This window comes from Nonomuraea turkmeniaca (genome assembly GCF_005889735.1).
Taxonomy (GTDB): domain Bacteria; phylum Actinomycetota; class Actinomycetes; order Streptosporangiales; family Streptosporangiaceae; genus Nonomuraea; species Nonomuraea turkmeniaca.
This window is the reverse complement of the sequence record NZ_VCKY01000262.1, coordinates 1-14,364: the sequence shown is the minus strand read 5'-3', so window position 1 is coordinate 14,364 and position 14,364 is coordinate 1. Positions and strand designations below refer to the sequence as shown.

Below are 14,364 nucleotides of genomic sequence, written 5' to 3'. Positions count from 1 at the left end.
CGCCCCGACGGCCCCCACACCCGCGAGCTCATCGAGCGCAAGATCCGGGTCAAGGCCGACGTCGTCGGCGCCGACCTGCGCGAAGCGGGGCTGCGCGAGATCCTCAACTACGGCCACACGCTCGCCCACGCCATCGAGCGCAACGAGCACTACGGCATCCGCCACGGCGAGGCCGTCGCCATCGGCATGGTCTACGCCGCCGAGCTGTCCAGGCTCTCCGGCCGCGCCGACCTGGTGGACCGCACCCGGGCCATCCTCACCGGCGTGGGCCTGCCCATTTCCTACCGCGCGGACGCCTGGCCCCAGCTGCGCGACCACATGCGGCTGGACAAGAAGAACCGCGGCGCCAAGCAACGGTTCGTGGTCCTCGACGACCTGGCCAAGCCCGGCCGCCTCGAAGCCCCCTCCGAAGAGCTGCTCGAAGCCGCGTACAAGGAGATCTCCGCATGATCCTCGTGCTCAACGGGCCCAACCTGCGCAGGCTCGGCACCCGCGAGCCCGACGTCTACGGCGCGGAGACGTTCGAGGACCTCGCCGAGCTCTGCCGCGACACCGGCCGCAAGCTCGGCGAGCACGTCGAAGTGCGCCAGACCGACGACGAGTCCGAAATGATCGGCTGGATCCACGAGGCCTGCGACGGCCGCATCCCGGTCGTGCTCAACCCCGCCGCGTTCACCCACTACTCCTACGCCCTGCGCGACGCCATCGCCCAGCGCACCGCCCCGCTCGTGGAGGTGCACATCAGCAACCCGGCCGCCAGGGAAGAGTTTCGCCATACCTCGGTTGTCGCCGGGGTGGCGTCGGGCACCATCGCGGGGTTCGGACTACAGTCGTACGTCCTTGCGCTGCAGGCTATATCGGAGATGAACACCACCTCATGAGGCACTACAAGTCCTTCGTCGCCCTCGGCGACAGCTTCACAGAAGGACTGAACGACCCCGGCGTCAACGGGCACTACCGCGGCTGGGCCGACCGCGTGGCCGAGCGGCTCGCCGCCGACGACCCGTCCTTCCGCTACGCCAACCTGGCCGTCCGTGGCAAGCTCATCGACCAGATCGTCGCCGAGCAGGTGCCGCTGGCCGTCGAGATGGCGCCGGACCTGGTCAGCTTCTGCGCCGGCGGCAACGACCTGCTCAGGCCGGGCAGCGACCCGGACGTGATGGCCAAGAAGGTCGCGCGGGCCGTACGCGATCTTCGGGCCGGCGGTGCGGACGTGCTGCTGTTCACGGGCGTGGATCCGCGCGACACGCCGCTGATGCGGCGGCTGCGCGGCCGCTTCGCGATCTTCTACCTGCACGTGCGATCCATCGCCGACCTTTACGGATGCCGGCTCGTCGACCAGTGGTCGATGCAGGGGCTGCGGGACTGGCGGGCGTGGAGCGCCGACCGGCTGCACATGAACGAGGACGGGCATCGGCTGGTGGCCGCGCGGGTGCTGGACGTGCTGGGGGTGCCGTTCGAGGACTGGCGCAAGGACTGGCCGGCGCGGGTGGTGGATCCTCGGACGCGGCGGCGTGAGGACGCCCAGTGGATGCGCGAGCACCTGGTCCCATGGGTGGCGCGCCGGTTGCGCGGCGTCTCCTCGGGCGACGGCCTCTCCCCCAAGCGCCCCGACCTCAGCCCCTATACATAACTATTTTTTACGCGTTGCCGTGGTCGGCCACCCGCCGTACTTCGGCTGGCGGAGCGGCGAGCCTGGGGCGGAGAGCGGTAGCTTGCGTGACCAGCGGAGCCCCGTGCGAGCGCGACCATGAGCAGGGCGCGGCGAGCCTGGGGCGGAGAGCGGTAGCTTGCGTGACCAGCGGAGCCCCGTGCGAGCGCGACCATGAGCAGGGCCCTCCAGGAAACGGCCTCTGACCCTTCACCGGCTGAGCGCCGTAACGGCGCACGCGCCGCCCGCGATGACACGTCGCACGTCAGCCCGCTGGGCACTTCCGACTCGCAGGAGCCGGAGCCACGCCCGGCCACAGCACGCAGGTCGCCCTCCTGCGCAGGCCCTGTGGTCGGGGGTGGTGTCAGGTGGTCGGTTCGGAGGCGAGGCGCTTCAGGGCGGCCCGGGGGACGGAGGGGTCCGTGGTGCGCCAGAACGGGGGGAGCGAGCCCAGGAGGAAGCCGCTGTAGCGGGCCGTGGCGAGGCGGGGGTCGAGGACGGCGATCACGCCCTTGTCGTCCTGGGCGCGCAAAAGGCGCCCCGCGCCCTGGGCCAGCAGCAGGGCGGCGTGGTTGGCGGCGACCGCCATGAAGCCGTTGCCGCCCCGCGCCGCCACGTGGCGCTGCCGGGCCGACGTGAGCGGGTCGTCGGGCCGGGGGAACGGCACCCGGTCGATGATGACCAGCCGCAGTGACGGCCCGGGCACGTCCACGCCCTGCCACAGCGACAGCGTGCCGAACAGGCAGGTCGGCTCGTCCTCGGCGAACTGCTTGACGAGCAGCATCGTCGAGTCGTCACCCTGGCACAGCAGCGGCACGTCCAGCCGATCCCGCAGCGCTTCCGTGGCCGCCTTGGCGGCGCGCATCGACGAGAAGAGCCCCAGCGTGCGCCCCCCGGCCGCCTCGATCAGCTCGGCGATCTCGTCCAGATACTGCTGCGGCAGCCCGTCGCGCCCCGGCTGGGGCAGGTGTTTGGCGACGTACAGGATCCCCGCGCGGGGGTGGTCGAACGGTGAGCCGACGTCGATGCCCTGCCAGCCCTTGGCGTCGCCGAGCCCCCACTGCGCGGCCAGCCCGTCGAACGTGCCGCCCAGCGCCAGGGTGGCGGAGGTGAGGACCACCGTGCGCTCGCCGAACAGCTTGTCCCGCAGCATGCCGCTGACGGTCAGCGGCGCCACCCGCAGCATGGGCGGCCGCCGGTCGGTGCCCGCGTCGAGCCAGACGACCTCCGCCCGGTCGGCCTCGGAGTCGTGCCCGTAGGCCTCCAGCATGCGTACGGTCGTGTCGTGCACGTCGTCCAGGGTCGTGAAAGCGGCCTTGCGCTGTCCTGCCTTGTCCGGGTCGTCCTTGTCGGCGCCGCGCGGCCCCATGGCCGTGATGCAGCGCCAGGCGGAGTCGCGGATCAGCTGCAACGTCAGGCCGAGCACCTGCGGCATTTCGTCGATGCGGCCGGGCGGGGCGGCGGCCAGCAGCGCCTTGAGGTCCTCGCCGGCCTCCTGGAGCTGGTCGGCCACGGCCTGCTCGATCAGCCTGCCCACCCGGCGCACCGCGAGCGACACCGTCAGCTCCGACAGCTCGCCGGTCACCACCGACGTCACCCGGTCGACCAGCTCGTGCGCCTCGTCCACGACCACGACCTCGTGCTCGGGCAGCACCGGCAGGTCGCCCATGGCGTCGATGGCCAGCAGCGCGTGGTTGGTCACCACCACGTCGACCTCGCCCGCGCGGGCCCTGGCCAGCTCGGCGAAGCACTCGGCGCCGCTCGGGCAGCGGTTGGCGCCCAGGCACTCCTGCGCGCTCACCGAGAACTGCCGCCACGCCTGCTCGCTCACCCCCGGCACCAGCTCGTCGCGGTCGCCGGTCTCGGTCTCCTCGGCCCACTCCTGGATGCGCTGCACCATGCGCCCGGTCGCGCTCACCTCGCGCGGGTCGAACAGCTGGTCCTGCTCGTCCTCCTCGGGCCAGCCCGCCGTGGCCTTGTAACGGCACAGGTAGTTACGGCGGCCCTTCAAGATCGCGAATGTGGGCTCGTGCGGCAGCTCCTTGGCCAGCGCCTCGGCCAGCCTGGGCAGGTCGCGGTCCACGAGCTGGCGCTGCAGCGCGATCGTGGCCGTGGACACGACGACCGGCGCCTCGCTGTCCATCGCGTGGCGAATCGACGGCACGAGGTAGGCCAGCGACTTCCCGGTCCCCGTGCCGGCCTGCACCGCCAGGTGCTCCTCGTTGTCGATGGCCTGCTGCACGGCGCGGACCATGGTGACCTGGCCCTGCCGTTCGCTCCCTCCGAGAGCGCCGACCGCGATGCTGAGGAGTTGATCCACTGGCGGGAGATGGGAGTCCGGCACGGCAGTACGCTACCCGCATTTTCCGGGTCGCCGTGCCGAACGCGGTGTGATCGGCCATGCGCATCCCGGCATTCCGGAATCCTTTCTCCGGCGCGCATGGCACACTGGGCGATCGGGACTCCAACTGGTCAAACACAATCTTCCGGTGAGTGACCAGAGGGATTCACGGTGTATATGGGAAGTCCGGGTTCTGTAGGGTTTTCCGGGGTTGAGTGGACGAATAAAGGCTGGTTATCGCAGTATGTCTGCCATGTCGGAAGTTGTCCCGTTGCCGTCGTTCGGTGAAGTCTTCTTCGATGCACGAGGTCAGGAGCGGTGCCTCAGGGTCACGTGGCACGAGGGCACCTTGGTGCTCAGCCTGTGGCGGGGGGAGATGTGCACAGCGAGCTTCCGCATGCCGATGGAGGACGTCGGCCGGCTGCTCGACACCCTTGACGAGGGCTTTGCCGAAGCCACGGGCGAGCAGCCCGCCGTGCCCGCGCATGATCCAGGCACCGAAGCCATTCCGGGCACCGAAGTCATTCCGGGCACCGGCCAATACCAGCGGCCGCCGCAGCCCACTGCTCCGCAGCACCATCACCAGCAGCAGCCTGCTCACCACCAGCTCGACGAGCGTCCCACCGCGGCTCTGTCGCCCAACGACGTCCTCGTCGCCCGAGGGCCGGCGCCCCAGGACAAGCTGGTCGCCTCGTTCGGCGAGAGCGCGGCTCCCAGGGACACGACCCCGGCCTATGGCGAGCCGGCGGTGCCCTTCACCGGGCCCCAGTACGTCGAGTCGACCGCCCCGCAACCGCAGTACACCGGCGACCCCTTCAGCGGCCCCCAGTACACCGGCGACCCCTTCAGCGGTCCGCAGTACACCGGCGATCCCTTCAGCGGCCCGCAGTACACCCCCGAGCCCCCGCCGTACCAGCAGCAACCTGATCGTTTCGGCGGTTCGCAGTACGCGGACAACCAGCCCGTCTACCAGATGCCCGAGGAACAGCGCCGCCTGTCGCCGCTGAGCACCGACCCTCTCGGCTTCCCCTCCCAGGCCGCCGACCCCTACGCGGCGGCCCCTCAGCACCGGCCCGAGCAGTACCCCTCCGACCCGTACCCGGCGGATCCGTACGCGTCCGATTCCTTCGGGCGGCGACAGGAGGCCTACCAGCAGCCCCAGCCCCAGCTCCAGCCGCAGGGTCAGAGCGCGGCCGGGCTGGGCACCCCCATGCACGGCATCCCGGGCGCCGGCCGGCGCCGCGCGCCCCAGCCCACCCACGACGACTATGCCGCCTACCAGCAGGCCCCGCAGGCCAACCCGGTGGACCCGTTGCTGGCCCTCGGCAGGCAGGAGCCCCAGCAGCCTGATGCGGGCATGTCCCGTCCGTACGTCGGGGATCCCATGTTCTCTACCGGCGAGCGCCTGCGTCCCGAGCAGCAGCACCCGGACTACCACCAGCGGAGCGACCGCAGGGAGTGGTAATTCCGGCCGGCGCGCCCAGGTACGCTCTCCGCGAGGCGAGGTGATCGGGCCGAGGAAGAAGGAGCGCCGGTGAGTCCCATCCTGGGCTTGCAACTGCTGCTGGTGGCCGGGTGCGCCATCGCGGTGGCCGCCGTGGCCAGGCGTAAGGGATGGCCGGCTCCTCTGCTGCTGGTGGCCGCGGGGTTGCTGGCCTCGCCGCTGGTGCCGGCGGTGCCGCTGGACCCCGAGCTGGTGCTGTTCGTGTTCCTGCCGCCGCTGCTTTATTCGGCCGCGTTCGACAGCTCCTACCTGCGCCTGCGTGACGTCAAGCGGGCCGTGGCACTGCTGTCGATCGGGCTGGTGCTGTTCACCACGGCCGTGGTCGGGCTGCTCGTGCACGTGCTGCTGCCGGACCTGCCGATGGCGCTGGCGTTCGCGCTCGGCGCCATCATCGCGCCGCCCGACGCGGTGGCCGCCGTAGCGGTCGGCCGGCGGCTCGGCCTGCCGCGCAGGACGCTGACGATCCTGATCGGCGAGAGCCTGTTCAACGACGCCACGGCGCTGACGGCCTACCGGGTGGCGATCGGGGCGGCCGTGGGCGGCGCCGTGGACCTGTTCCAGGGCATCGGAGCGTTCCTGATCGCGGCGGCCGGCGGGGTGGCGATCGGGCTGGCGCTGGCGTTCGTGTTCGCCTGGGTGTTCCAGCACACGCGCGACTCCCTGGTCGAGAACACGCTGATGTTGCTGATCCCGTTCGCCGCCTTCTCCGCGGCCGAGTCCGTGCACGCCTCCGGCGTGATCGCGGTGGTGATCGTCGGCCTCTACCTGGGCAACCGCATGCACCTGCGCGGGTTCGGCACCCGGCTGGTGTCGGACGCGGTGTGGAAGGTCACCGACTTCTTCCTCGAGACGATCGTGTTCGTGCTGATCGGGCTGCAGCTCGTGACCGTGATCGGAGGCATCTCCGGTTACAGCCTGTGGGCGGTCGCGGGATACGCGGTGGCCGTTCTCGCGGTGACGATCCTCAGCAGGTTCGTCTGGGTGTTCGGCGCGACCTCGCTGGTCAAGCTGGTGGCCAGAAACGCCAGGCAGCCCGCGCCCACGCCGAAGCAGGCCGTGATCCTGAGCTGGGCGGGCATGCGGGGCGTGGTGTCGCTGGCGGCGGCGTTCGCCATCCCGCCGGAGGTCCCTCCGCGTGACCGCGCCATGCTGCTGTTCCTGACGTTCACGACCGTGATCGGCACCCTGCTCATCCAGGGCACCACGTTCCCGGCGCTGATCCGGCGGCTGGGCGTGTCGAGCGAGCGGGAGCAGTACGAGGATCGCCTGGCCGAGGCGGCGGCGCAGCAGGCGGCGCTGGAGGCCGGACTGGCGGAGCTGGAGCGGCTGGTCGCCGAGCAGGAGAGCGAGCCCGACGAGATCCACAAGCAGGTGATCGATCAGCTCAGGGAGAAGTCGTGGCGCCGTTCGCTGAGCGCGTGGGAGCGCCTGGGGGGCGGCACAGGACCGGGCGGCGAGGAGACGCCGAGCTCGCTCTACCGGAGGCTGCGCCGTGACATGCTGCAGGCCGAACGCCAGGTGTTCGTGCGCATGCGAGATGAGCGCCGGCTCGACGACGAGGTGCTGCGCGAGGTGATGGCCCAGCTCGACTTCGAAGAGGCCATCCTGGAGCGCTGACCGGACGTGGCTAGCCCATCTGGCTGTCCAGGAAGCACCACCGCCAGTCCTCGCCACGCTCGTACGACTGGATCACCGGATGGTTCGTCGCGTGGAAGTGGGCGGTGGCGTGCTTGGCGGGTGAGGAGTCGCAGCAGCCGATGTGGCCGCATTCCAGACAGCGGCGCAGGTGCACCCATCGGCCACCTTCGGCCAGGCACTCCTCGCAGCCCTCTGGCGTCTTCGCCATGGGGTCGTCGGCCTGGGAAAGATGCTCGCACATTGCCATAAGAGAAATCTTAGGACCAGTGTGCCGATCTAATTTCGGCCGGGCCTCTTGTCGGCCGCCGAGCAAGCGTGGACATTGTGGTCATCGGGGGGAGTGACATAGACCACACTGTCCCGAGGAGCCGCCCTTGCTGGAGGTACGCAACCTCGAGGTCGTCTACGACGACGTGATGCTCGTGCTGCGCGGCGTGAGCCTCAAGGTTCCCCCTGGCTCGATCGTGGCCCTGCTCGGCGCGAACGGCGCAGGCAAGACCACGCTGCTGCGGGCCCTTTCCGGACTGCTCGACGTTCACGACGGCGAGATCACCAAGGGTGGCGTCACGCTGGAGGGCGAGCCCATCCACCACCTCAGACCCGCCCAGATCGTCCGCCGTGGGGTGAGTCAGGTGATGGAGGGCCGCCGCATCCTGTCCGAGCTGACCGTCGAGGAGAACCTCAAGGTCGGCGGCCACACGGCGGCCGACTCCCACCTCGACCGCGTTTACGGCCTGTTCCCGCTGCTGCGCGAGCGGCGCAGGAGCGTGGCCGGCTACCTCTCGGGGGGCGAGCAGCAGATGCTGGCCGTCGGCCGCGCCCTCATGGCGGGCCCCACGTACCTGCTCCTCGACGAGCCCAGCCTGGGCCTCGCCCCGTCCCTGGTCGGCCAGGTACGCGACCTCATCGTCGAGATCAACCGGCAGGGCACCACGGTCCTCCTCGTCGAGCAGAACGCCACCATGGCCCTGTCCATCGCCTCCCACGGCTATGTCATGGAGACCGGGAAGATCGTCATGGACAAGCCGGCGCAGGAGCTGCTCGCCGACGAGGACATCAAGGAGTTCTACCTCGGGGCCGTCCGGTCCTTCCGCGAGGTCAAGCACTACAAGCGGAGGAAACGATGGCTCTCCTGACGTTCGAGGACGTGCACCTGAGCTTCGCCGGCGTCAAGGCCGTCGACGGTGTCTCCTTCGAGGTGGGGCCAGAAGAAGGAAACACGGCGGAGCTCCTGGCGGTCATCGGGCCGAACGGCGCCGGCAAGACTTCGATCTTCAACGTGCTCTCCGGCGTCTACCGGCCCCAGCGCGGCCGGGTCACGTTCATCGGCGAGGATCTGCTGCTCAAGCGGCCGCACGAGATCGCCGCGATGGGCCTGGCCAGGACGTTCCAGAACGTCGAGCTGTTCCACAACCTCACCGTCCTGGACAACCTCATGCTCGGCCGCCACCACCATTTCCGGTACGGCGCGTTCGCCGCCCTCCTCTGGTACGGCCGCGCCCGGCGCGCGGAGCTGGCCGCCCGTGCCAAGGTCGAGGACATCATCGACTTCCTCGAGCTGGAGGCCTGGCGCCGCCACCCCGTGCGGCTGCTCCCGTACGGGATCCAGAAACGGGTGGAGCTGGGCCGGGCGCTGGCCATGGAGCCGCGGCTGCTGCTGCTCGACGAGCCGGTCGCCGGCATGAACCTGGAGGAGACCGAGGACATGGCCAGGTTCGTCCTGGACATCCGCGACGAGCTGGGCATCCCCATCGTGCTGGTGGACCACGACATGGGCCTCGTCATGGACCTGGCCGACCGGGTGCTCGTGCTCGACTTCGGCCGCCCCGTCGCGCTCGGCAGCCCGGCCGAGGTGCAGCAGGACCCCAAGGTGATCGAGGCGTACCTGGGAGGGACACATGGCCGGACGGAGTGAGGCCATCAGGAGAGACAGCCTCATGACCATCGTGGACAGGGTGCGTGAGCGGGCCAGGGCGGCGCCCGACGCGGTCGCCATGCGGCACAAGGACTTCGGCATCTGGCAGGAGGTCACCTGGGCGGCGTACTGGACGCACGTCGAGCTGGTCGCACACGCCCTGCTCGCGCTCGGCGTCGAGCCCGGCGACCGGGTGGCCATCCACTCGGAGAACCGCCCGGAATGGCTCTACGGGGACCTCGGCACGGTCGCCGTACGCGGCATCACGGTCGGCCTCTACCCGACGAACCCCACCGCCGAGGTCGCCTACCTGCTGGCCGACTCCGGCGCCAAGATCCTCATCGCCGAGGACCAGGAGCAGGCCGACAAGGCCCTGGCCGTCCTCGACGAATGCCCCGACCTGCGGCGCATCGTCTACATCGAGCCGCGCGGCATCCGCGGCCGCTACGACGACGACGTGCTGATGTCCTGGCCGGAGCTGCTCGCCCTGGGCGCCGAGCACCGGGCGGCGCACCCGGACGCGGTGGAGCGCCGCATGGCGGAGGCGGCGCACGACGACGTGGCGACTCTCATCTACACCTCTGGCACCACCGGGCCACCCAAAGGGGTCATGCTCACCATCGGCAACGTCGAGTTCGCCGTCGACACGCTCGTGACGGGCGGCGGCTTCACCTCGCCCCCGCCGTCGGAAAGGGACCTCGCGCTGTCGTACCTGCCGCTGTGCCACGTCGCCGAGCGGGCGTTCACCGTGTGGTTCAACTCGGCGGCCGGCGTGCAGGTGAACTTCGCCGAATCCATCGACACCGTCCAGGCCAACCTGCGCGAGGTGCAGCCGACGATCCTGTTCGGGGTGCCGCGCATCTGGGAGAAAGTGCTCGCCCAGGTCAACATCAAGCTGGAGTCGGCCTCGCCGGTCAAGCGGGCGATCACCCGGGTCTGGCTGCGGGTGGCCGACCGGATCGGCGACACGCTGGTGCGCACGGGCGGCCGGCACACGTTCTGGACGCGACTGGCGTACGGGATCGGCTGGGTGTTCTGCTACCGCGCGCTGCGCGAGCGGCTCGGCATGCGGCGGGTGCGCTACGCCGCCTCCGGCGCCGCGCCCATCGCGCCCGACGTGCTCAAGTTCTACATGGGGATCGGCATCCCCATGCACGAGGTGTACGGGATGAGCGAGAACACCGCCATCGCCACCGCCAACCGGCCCGGCCGGGTGCGCCTCGGCACGGTCGGCGAGCCGCACCCCGGCATCGAGCTGAAGATCGACGAGGCCACCGGCGAGATCATGACCCGGCATCCCGGCAACTTCGCCGGATACTGGCGCAATCCACGCGCCACCGCCGACGTGCTCGACGCCGACGGCTGGCTGCACACGGGCGACGTGGGCGAGTGGGTGGAGGGCACGTATGTGCGGATCACCGACCGGATGAAGGACATCATCATCACGGCCGGTGGCAAGAACGTGGCGCCCAGCGAGATCGAGAACGCGCTGAAGGCGTCGCCGTACCTGAAGGAGGCCGTCGTCATCGGGGATCAGCGGCCGTACCTGGTGGCGCTGATCGGGATCGAGCCGGACACGGTGGGGGAGTGGGCGCGGCGGCGCGGCCTGCCGTACACCACCTATCGGGACCTGTCGGAGAAGCCGGAGACGCGGGAGCTCGTCCGGGGGATCGTCAACGAGGTGAACGAGCGGTTCGCGTCGGTCGAGCAGGTCAAGCGGTTCGCGTTCCTGCCGAAGGAGCTCGACCACGAGGACGGTGAGCTGACCGCCACGCAGAAGGTCAAGCGCAGTGCCATCGCCAAGCTGTTCGAGGATCTGGTGGAAGGGATGTACGCCCGGTGAAGGGGCTGCTGGAGTCGCTCATCAGGGGCCTGGGCAACGGGTCGGTGTACGCGTTGCTCGCGCTCGGGTTCGTGATCATCTACAAGGCCACGCGGGTGATCAGCTTCGCGCAGCCCGCGCTGATGCTGGCCGGTGCCGTCGCGGTGAGCTATCTGGCCGAGGTGACCGGGTTCTACGCGGCCGTGCTGCTGTCGGCGTTGCTCATCGCGGGCGTGGCGCTGGCCATCGAGCGGATCGCGATCCGGCCGATGGTGGGGCGGCCCGTCTTCGTCGTGGCGATCATCACGCTCGGCATCGACGTGGTCGTGCGGGTGGTGGTCAACGCCTTCATCGGCAGGGACGTGCGGCAGATGGGCGATCCGTGGGGGTTCACGCAGGTCTCGCTCGGGCCGCTGGTCGTGCAGTCGCGCTGGCTGGCCATGCTGGTGGTCACCGCGGTGCTGGTCGGGTTGTTGTTCGCGTTCTTCCGCTTCACGAAGTACGGGCTGGCCATGCGGGCGGCGGCCTTCGATCAGGAGATCGCGCTGGCGCAGGGGGTGTCCGTCGGCATGGTGTTCGCGTTGTCGTGGGGGCTGGCCGGGTTCCTGGCGGCGATCGCCGGGATGTTCGTCGGCACCGGGCAGGGCATCGAGCAGCTGACCTGGGTGGTCGCGTTGAAGGCGCTGCCGGCGATCATCGTGGGTGGGCTCGACTCGCTCGGCGGGGCCGTCGTGGGCGGACTGGTGGTCGGGGTGGTGGAGTCGCTGTTCCAGTCGTACCAAGGGGAGTTCGCGCCTTGGCTGGGGCAGAACGTGGCGGTTGTCTCGCCCTACATAGTGATGCTGATCGTGTTGCTGGTCAGGCCGTACGGCCTGTTCGGGACTCGGGAGGTCGAGCGGGTATGACCGAGACACGTTCCGCGGCGGCGCAGGCCGCCCCTGACATACCGACCGGCCGGTCTCGTAAGGTGCGCGGCCGGCCGCTGCTCTACACCTCCTACGCCCAGGACATGGCGCTGCTCGACACCCGCGCCAAGCGGGTGTCGACCGGGGTGCTGGTGGTGCTCGCGTTCGCGCTGGCGGTGCTGCTGCAGGACCGGTCGCTGGAGGTGCTGGCGGGGGCGTACGTGCTGGCCATCGGCGCGATCGGGCTCAACATCGTCACCGGGTACGCCGGCCAGGTCTCCCTCGGGCACGCCTTCTTCGTCGCCATCGGCGCCTACACGGCCGCCGCCCTGTCCGGCCCGGTCGACGGCGAGCGGCTCGGCTACGGGGTCGCGGAGATCTGGCTCTGGCTGCCGGCCGCCGGGCTGGTCGCGGCCGCGGCCGGGGTGCTGGTCGCGCCGCTGGCCACCCGCCTGCGCGGCCTCTACCTGGCCGTGGTCACGCTCGGCCTGGTCTTCCTCGGCGAGCACGTCTTCAAGGAGTGGCAGGAGCTCACCGGCGGCCCCGGGGTGGGGCGGGAGGCGGCGATCCCGCAGCTCTTCGGCGTCCGCCTGGACCAGGACGGCCCGCTCGGCACCAAGGAGCAGACCTTGTACGTCCTCATGCTGGTGCTGCTCATCGTCTTCGCCGTCGCCGCCCGCAACCTGGCCCGCTCGCGCATCGGCCGCGCCTTCGCCGCCATCCGCGACCGCGACATCGCGGCCGCGGTCATCGGGGTGCCGCTGACGCGGAACAAGGTGCTGGCGTTCGGGATCTCGTCCTTCTACGCCGGGTGCGCGGGCGGCCTGCTCTACACGATCTCCGGGTACGTCGAGCCGGGCTCGTTCAGCCTGCTCATGTCGGTGCAGTTCATCGCGATGGTCCTCATCGGTGGCGTGGCCACCGTGTCGGGGGCGATCGCGGGCGCGTTGTTCATCTCGCTGTTGCAGCCCCTCACCAGGTCGCTGCCCTCGCTGGTGCCGTTCGTCAGCGGCGACACCACGCAGACCCCCAACGTGTTCCAGGTCGAGACCGTGCTGTACGGGCTGCTGATCGTGCTGTTCCTCATCTTCGAGCCGCGCGGGCTGTTCGGTCTGTGGATCCGGATCCGCAACTACTGGAAATCCTGGCCTTTTTCATACTGAGAGAGGATTTTTCATGAAGAGTCGCTATGTGGTGGCGCTCACCGCGTTGGTGGCCCTTCTGCCCGCTTGCGGCGTCTTCCGGGGAGACGACGAGGGCAGCAGGGGCGGCGCACAGGCTCCAGGCGTGACCGCGGAGCCCTGCCCGAATGCGGTCGACCGCAACAAGGGCTGCATCTACCTCGGCAGCATCTCCGACCTCACCTCCGGCCCCTTCGCCGCGCTGGCGGTGCCGATCACCGACGCGCAGAAGGCCTTCTGGGCCCGCGTCAACAAGGCCGGCGGCGTCGGCGGCAAGTACGAAGTGGACGTGACCCGCTACGTACGGGACAACAAGTACAACCCCGAGGTGCACCGGCAGGTCTACAACGAGATCAAGGACCAGGTGCTCGGCCTGGCCCAGACGCTCGGCTCACCCACCACCGCCGCCATCATCGGCGACCTCAAGACCAACAACATCGTCGCCGCCCCCGCCTCCTGGACCTCGGCCTGGGAGTTCGAGGACGTGATCATCGAAACCGGGTCCAACTACTGCGTGGAGGCCATGAACTCCGTGGACTACGCGGTGGAGACATACAAGCCGAAGTCGGTCATGGCCGTCCACCTGGCCGGCGACTACGGCGCGGACGCCGCCGCCGGCGCCAAGATCGCCGCCGAGCGCAACGGCCTGACGTTCACCAGCGTAGAGACGCCGTCCGGCGCGAACGAGCAGGGCCGCGCCATCACCGAGATCACCAAGAACAAGCCGGACCTGGTGATCCTTACAACAGGCCCGGCCGACGCCGCCACGATCATCGGCCAGGCGGCCGCGGCCGGCTACAAGGGCCGCTTCATCGGCACCGGCCCCACCTGGAACCCCGCGTTGCTCAAGTCCCCCGCCGCACCCGCGCTGAAGGCCCTGTACGAGCAGTCGGCTCCGGGCAAGCCTTGGGCCGCCGACACCCCTGGCCACAAGGCCCTGCGCGACGCCTTGCCGAACGTGACGGCAAACGACGGCTACACGTCGGGGTGGGCATGGGCGTACCCGCTGAAGGCAGCCCTGGACAAAATGGTGGCGAGCGGCGACATCAGCAGGAAGGGCCTGCTGGCGGCCGTGAAGACGCTGAAGACGGTGGACTACGAGGGCATGCTGCCTCCAGAGGCCGGGAATTTCGCGGACGACGCCAACACGGCCACGTTCCGCCAAACCTTGATCAACAAGGTCGACGACAAGGCGCCGACCGGCGTCTCCATCGTCAAGGACTTCTTCACGGGCGAGACCGCGAAGTCCTACACCTTCGACGGTCCCTGCTTCACCAAGCTCTAGGTGGCTGGTGTTTTTTGATCTATCTCGCTTAGGTCTGTCCTCTTGTGCCAGGGTGATCGGTGTTGGTCACCGGGCGTGGGGAGAGATCGAGCGATGGCAGTGGGCCAGACTCCGTTGCAGCC

At 69.8% G+C, this 14,364-nt stretch carries 13 protein-coding genes; 11 read left to right on the top strand and 2 right to left on the bottom strand.

All coding sequences use genetic code 11. The annotated features are described in order from the left end of the window. The 3 genes from ETD86_RS45660 to ETD86_RS45650 all read left to right on the top strand — a co-directional run. A partial coding sequence (locus tag ETD86_RS45660) for a 3-dehydroquinate synthase family protein (RefSeq protein WP_425465699.1) occupies positions 1-450 on the top strand: 450 nt, incomplete at its 5' end. Continuing rightward, a complete protein-coding gene (aroQ, locus tag ETD86_RS45655; RefSeq protein ID WP_138672877.1) occupies positions 447-881 on the top strand; it encodes a type II 3-dehydroquinate dehydratase in 435 nt (144 codons plus the stop codon). The genes ETD86_RS45660 and aroQ, both read left to right, overlap by 4 nt. Beyond that, complete coding sequence (locus tag ETD86_RS45650; protein ID WP_138672876.1) at positions 878-1,633, top strand: SGNH/GDSL hydrolase family protein; 756 nt, start codon at positions 878-880, stop codon at positions 1,631-1,633. The genes aroQ and ETD86_RS45650 overlap by 4 nt, the downstream gene beginning before the upstream one ends. A 382-nt stretch (positions 1,634-2,015) precedes the next feature. On the opposite strand, the gene ETD86_RS45645 is transcribed toward ETD86_RS45650, so the two are convergent. Next, on the bottom strand, positions 2,016-3,995 hold the full coding sequence (locus ETD86_RS45645) for an ATP-dependent DNA helicase (RefSeq protein WP_138672875.1): 1,980 nt from the start codon (positions 3,993-3,995) through the stop codon (positions 2,016-2,018). Between the two features lie 250 nt (positions 3,996-4,245). Here ETD86_RS45645 and ETD86_RS45640 point away from each other — a divergent pair, with 250 nt between their 5' ends. Both ETD86_RS45640 and ETD86_RS45635 read left to right on the top strand, forming a co-directional pair. Continuing rightward, on the top strand, positions 4,246-5,457 hold the full coding sequence (locus ETD86_RS45640; RefSeq protein WP_138672874.1) for a hypothetical protein: 1,212 nt from the start codon (positions 4,246-4,248) through the stop codon (positions 5,455-5,457). Positions 5,458-5,526: 69 nt separating this feature from the next. Beyond that, positions 5,527-7,113 (top strand): Na+/H+ antiporter, encoded by a 1,587-nt coding sequence (locus ETD86_RS45635; RefSeq protein WP_138672873.1) that lies wholly within the window; start codon positions 5,527-5,529, stop codon positions 7,111-7,113. Between the two features lie 10 nt (positions 7,114-7,123). On the opposite strand, the gene ETD86_RS45630 is transcribed toward ETD86_RS45635, so the two are convergent. After that, positions 7,124-7,381, bottom strand: a complete 258-nt coding sequence (locus tag ETD86_RS45630) for a UBP-type zinc finger domain-containing protein (RefSeq protein WP_170223631.1) — start codon at positions 7,379-7,381, stop codon at positions 7,124-7,126. Positions 7,382-7,508: 127 nt separating this feature from the next. Here ETD86_RS45630 and ETD86_RS45625 point away from each other — a divergent pair, with 127 nt between their 5' ends. The 6 genes from ETD86_RS45625 to ETD86_RS45600 are packed head-to-tail and all read left to right on the top strand — an operon-like array spanning position 7,509 to position 14,242. Next, positions 7,509-8,270, top strand: a complete 762-nt coding sequence (locus tag ETD86_RS45625; RefSeq protein WP_138672872.1) for an ABC transporter ATP-binding protein — start codon at positions 7,509-7,511, stop codon at positions 8,268-8,270. Further along, positions 8,258-9,049 (top strand): ABC transporter ATP-binding protein, encoded by a 792-nt coding sequence (locus ETD86_RS45620; protein WP_138672871.1) that lies wholly within the window; start codon positions 8,258-8,260, stop codon positions 9,047-9,049. The genes ETD86_RS45625 and ETD86_RS45620 overlap by 13 nt, the downstream gene beginning before the upstream one ends. Positions 9,050-9,071: 22 nt before the next feature. Further along, entirely contained in the window at positions 9,072-10,892 is a 1,821-nt protein-coding gene (locus ETD86_RS45615; RefSeq protein ID WP_138672870.1) for an AMP-dependent synthetase/ligase, read from the top strand. Further along, positions 10,889-11,776, top strand: coding sequence for a branched-chain amino acid ABC transporter permease (locus ETD86_RS45610; protein WP_138672869.1), 888 nt, complete (start codon positions 10,889-10,891; stop codon positions 11,774-11,776). Before ETD86_RS45615 ends, ETD86_RS45610 begins: the two co-directional genes overlap by 4 nt. Then, the gene (locus ETD86_RS45605) at positions 11,773-12,939 is read left to right on the top strand and encodes a branched-chain amino acid ABC transporter permease (RefSeq protein ID WP_211370724.1); all 1,167 of its coding nucleotides are present in this window, start codon (positions 11,773-11,775) and stop codon (positions 12,937-12,939) included. The genes ETD86_RS45610 and ETD86_RS45605 overlap by 4 nt, the downstream gene beginning before the upstream one ends. Positions 12,940-12,952: 13 nt before the next feature. Next, the gene (locus ETD86_RS45600) at positions 12,953-14,242 is read left to right on the top strand and encodes an ABC transporter substrate-binding protein (protein ID WP_138672868.1); all 1,290 of its coding nucleotides are present in this window, start codon (positions 12,953-12,955) and stop codon (positions 14,240-14,242) included. Positions 14,243-14,364: the final 122 nt, after the last annotated feature.

Coding starts and splice junctions, on each gene's coding strand:
- ETD86_RS45630 (WP_170223631.1), bottom strand. CDS start 7,381: ATGGCAATGTGCGAGCATCTTTCCCAGGCCGACGACCCCATGGCGAAG.
- ETD86_RS45615 (WP_138672870.1), top strand. CDS start 9,072: ATGACCATCGTGGACAGGGTGCGTGAGCGGGCCAGGGCGGCGCCCGAC.
- ETD86_RS45605 (WP_211370724.1), top strand. CDS start 11,773: ATGACCGAGACACGTTCCGCGGCGGCGCAGGCCGCCCCTGACATACCG.
- ETD86_RS45620 (WP_138672871.1), top strand. CDS start 8,258: ATGGCTCTCCTGACGTTCGAGGACGTGCACCTGAGCTTCGCCGGCGTC.
- aroQ (WP_138672877.1), top strand. CDS start 447: ATGATCCTCGTGCTCAACGGGCCCAACCTGCGCAGGCTCGGCACCCGC.
- ETD86_RS45650 (WP_138672876.1), top strand. CDS start 878: ATGAGGCACTACAAGTCCTTCGTCGCCCTCGGCGACAGCTTCACAGAA.
- ETD86_RS45600 (WP_138672868.1), top strand. CDS start 12,953: ATGAAGAGTCGCTATGTGGTGGCGCTCACCGCGTTGGTGGCCCTTCTG.
- ETD86_RS45640 (WP_138672874.1), top strand. CDS start 4,246: ATGTCGGAAGTTGTCCCGTTGCCGTCGTTCGGTGAAGTCTTCTTCGAT.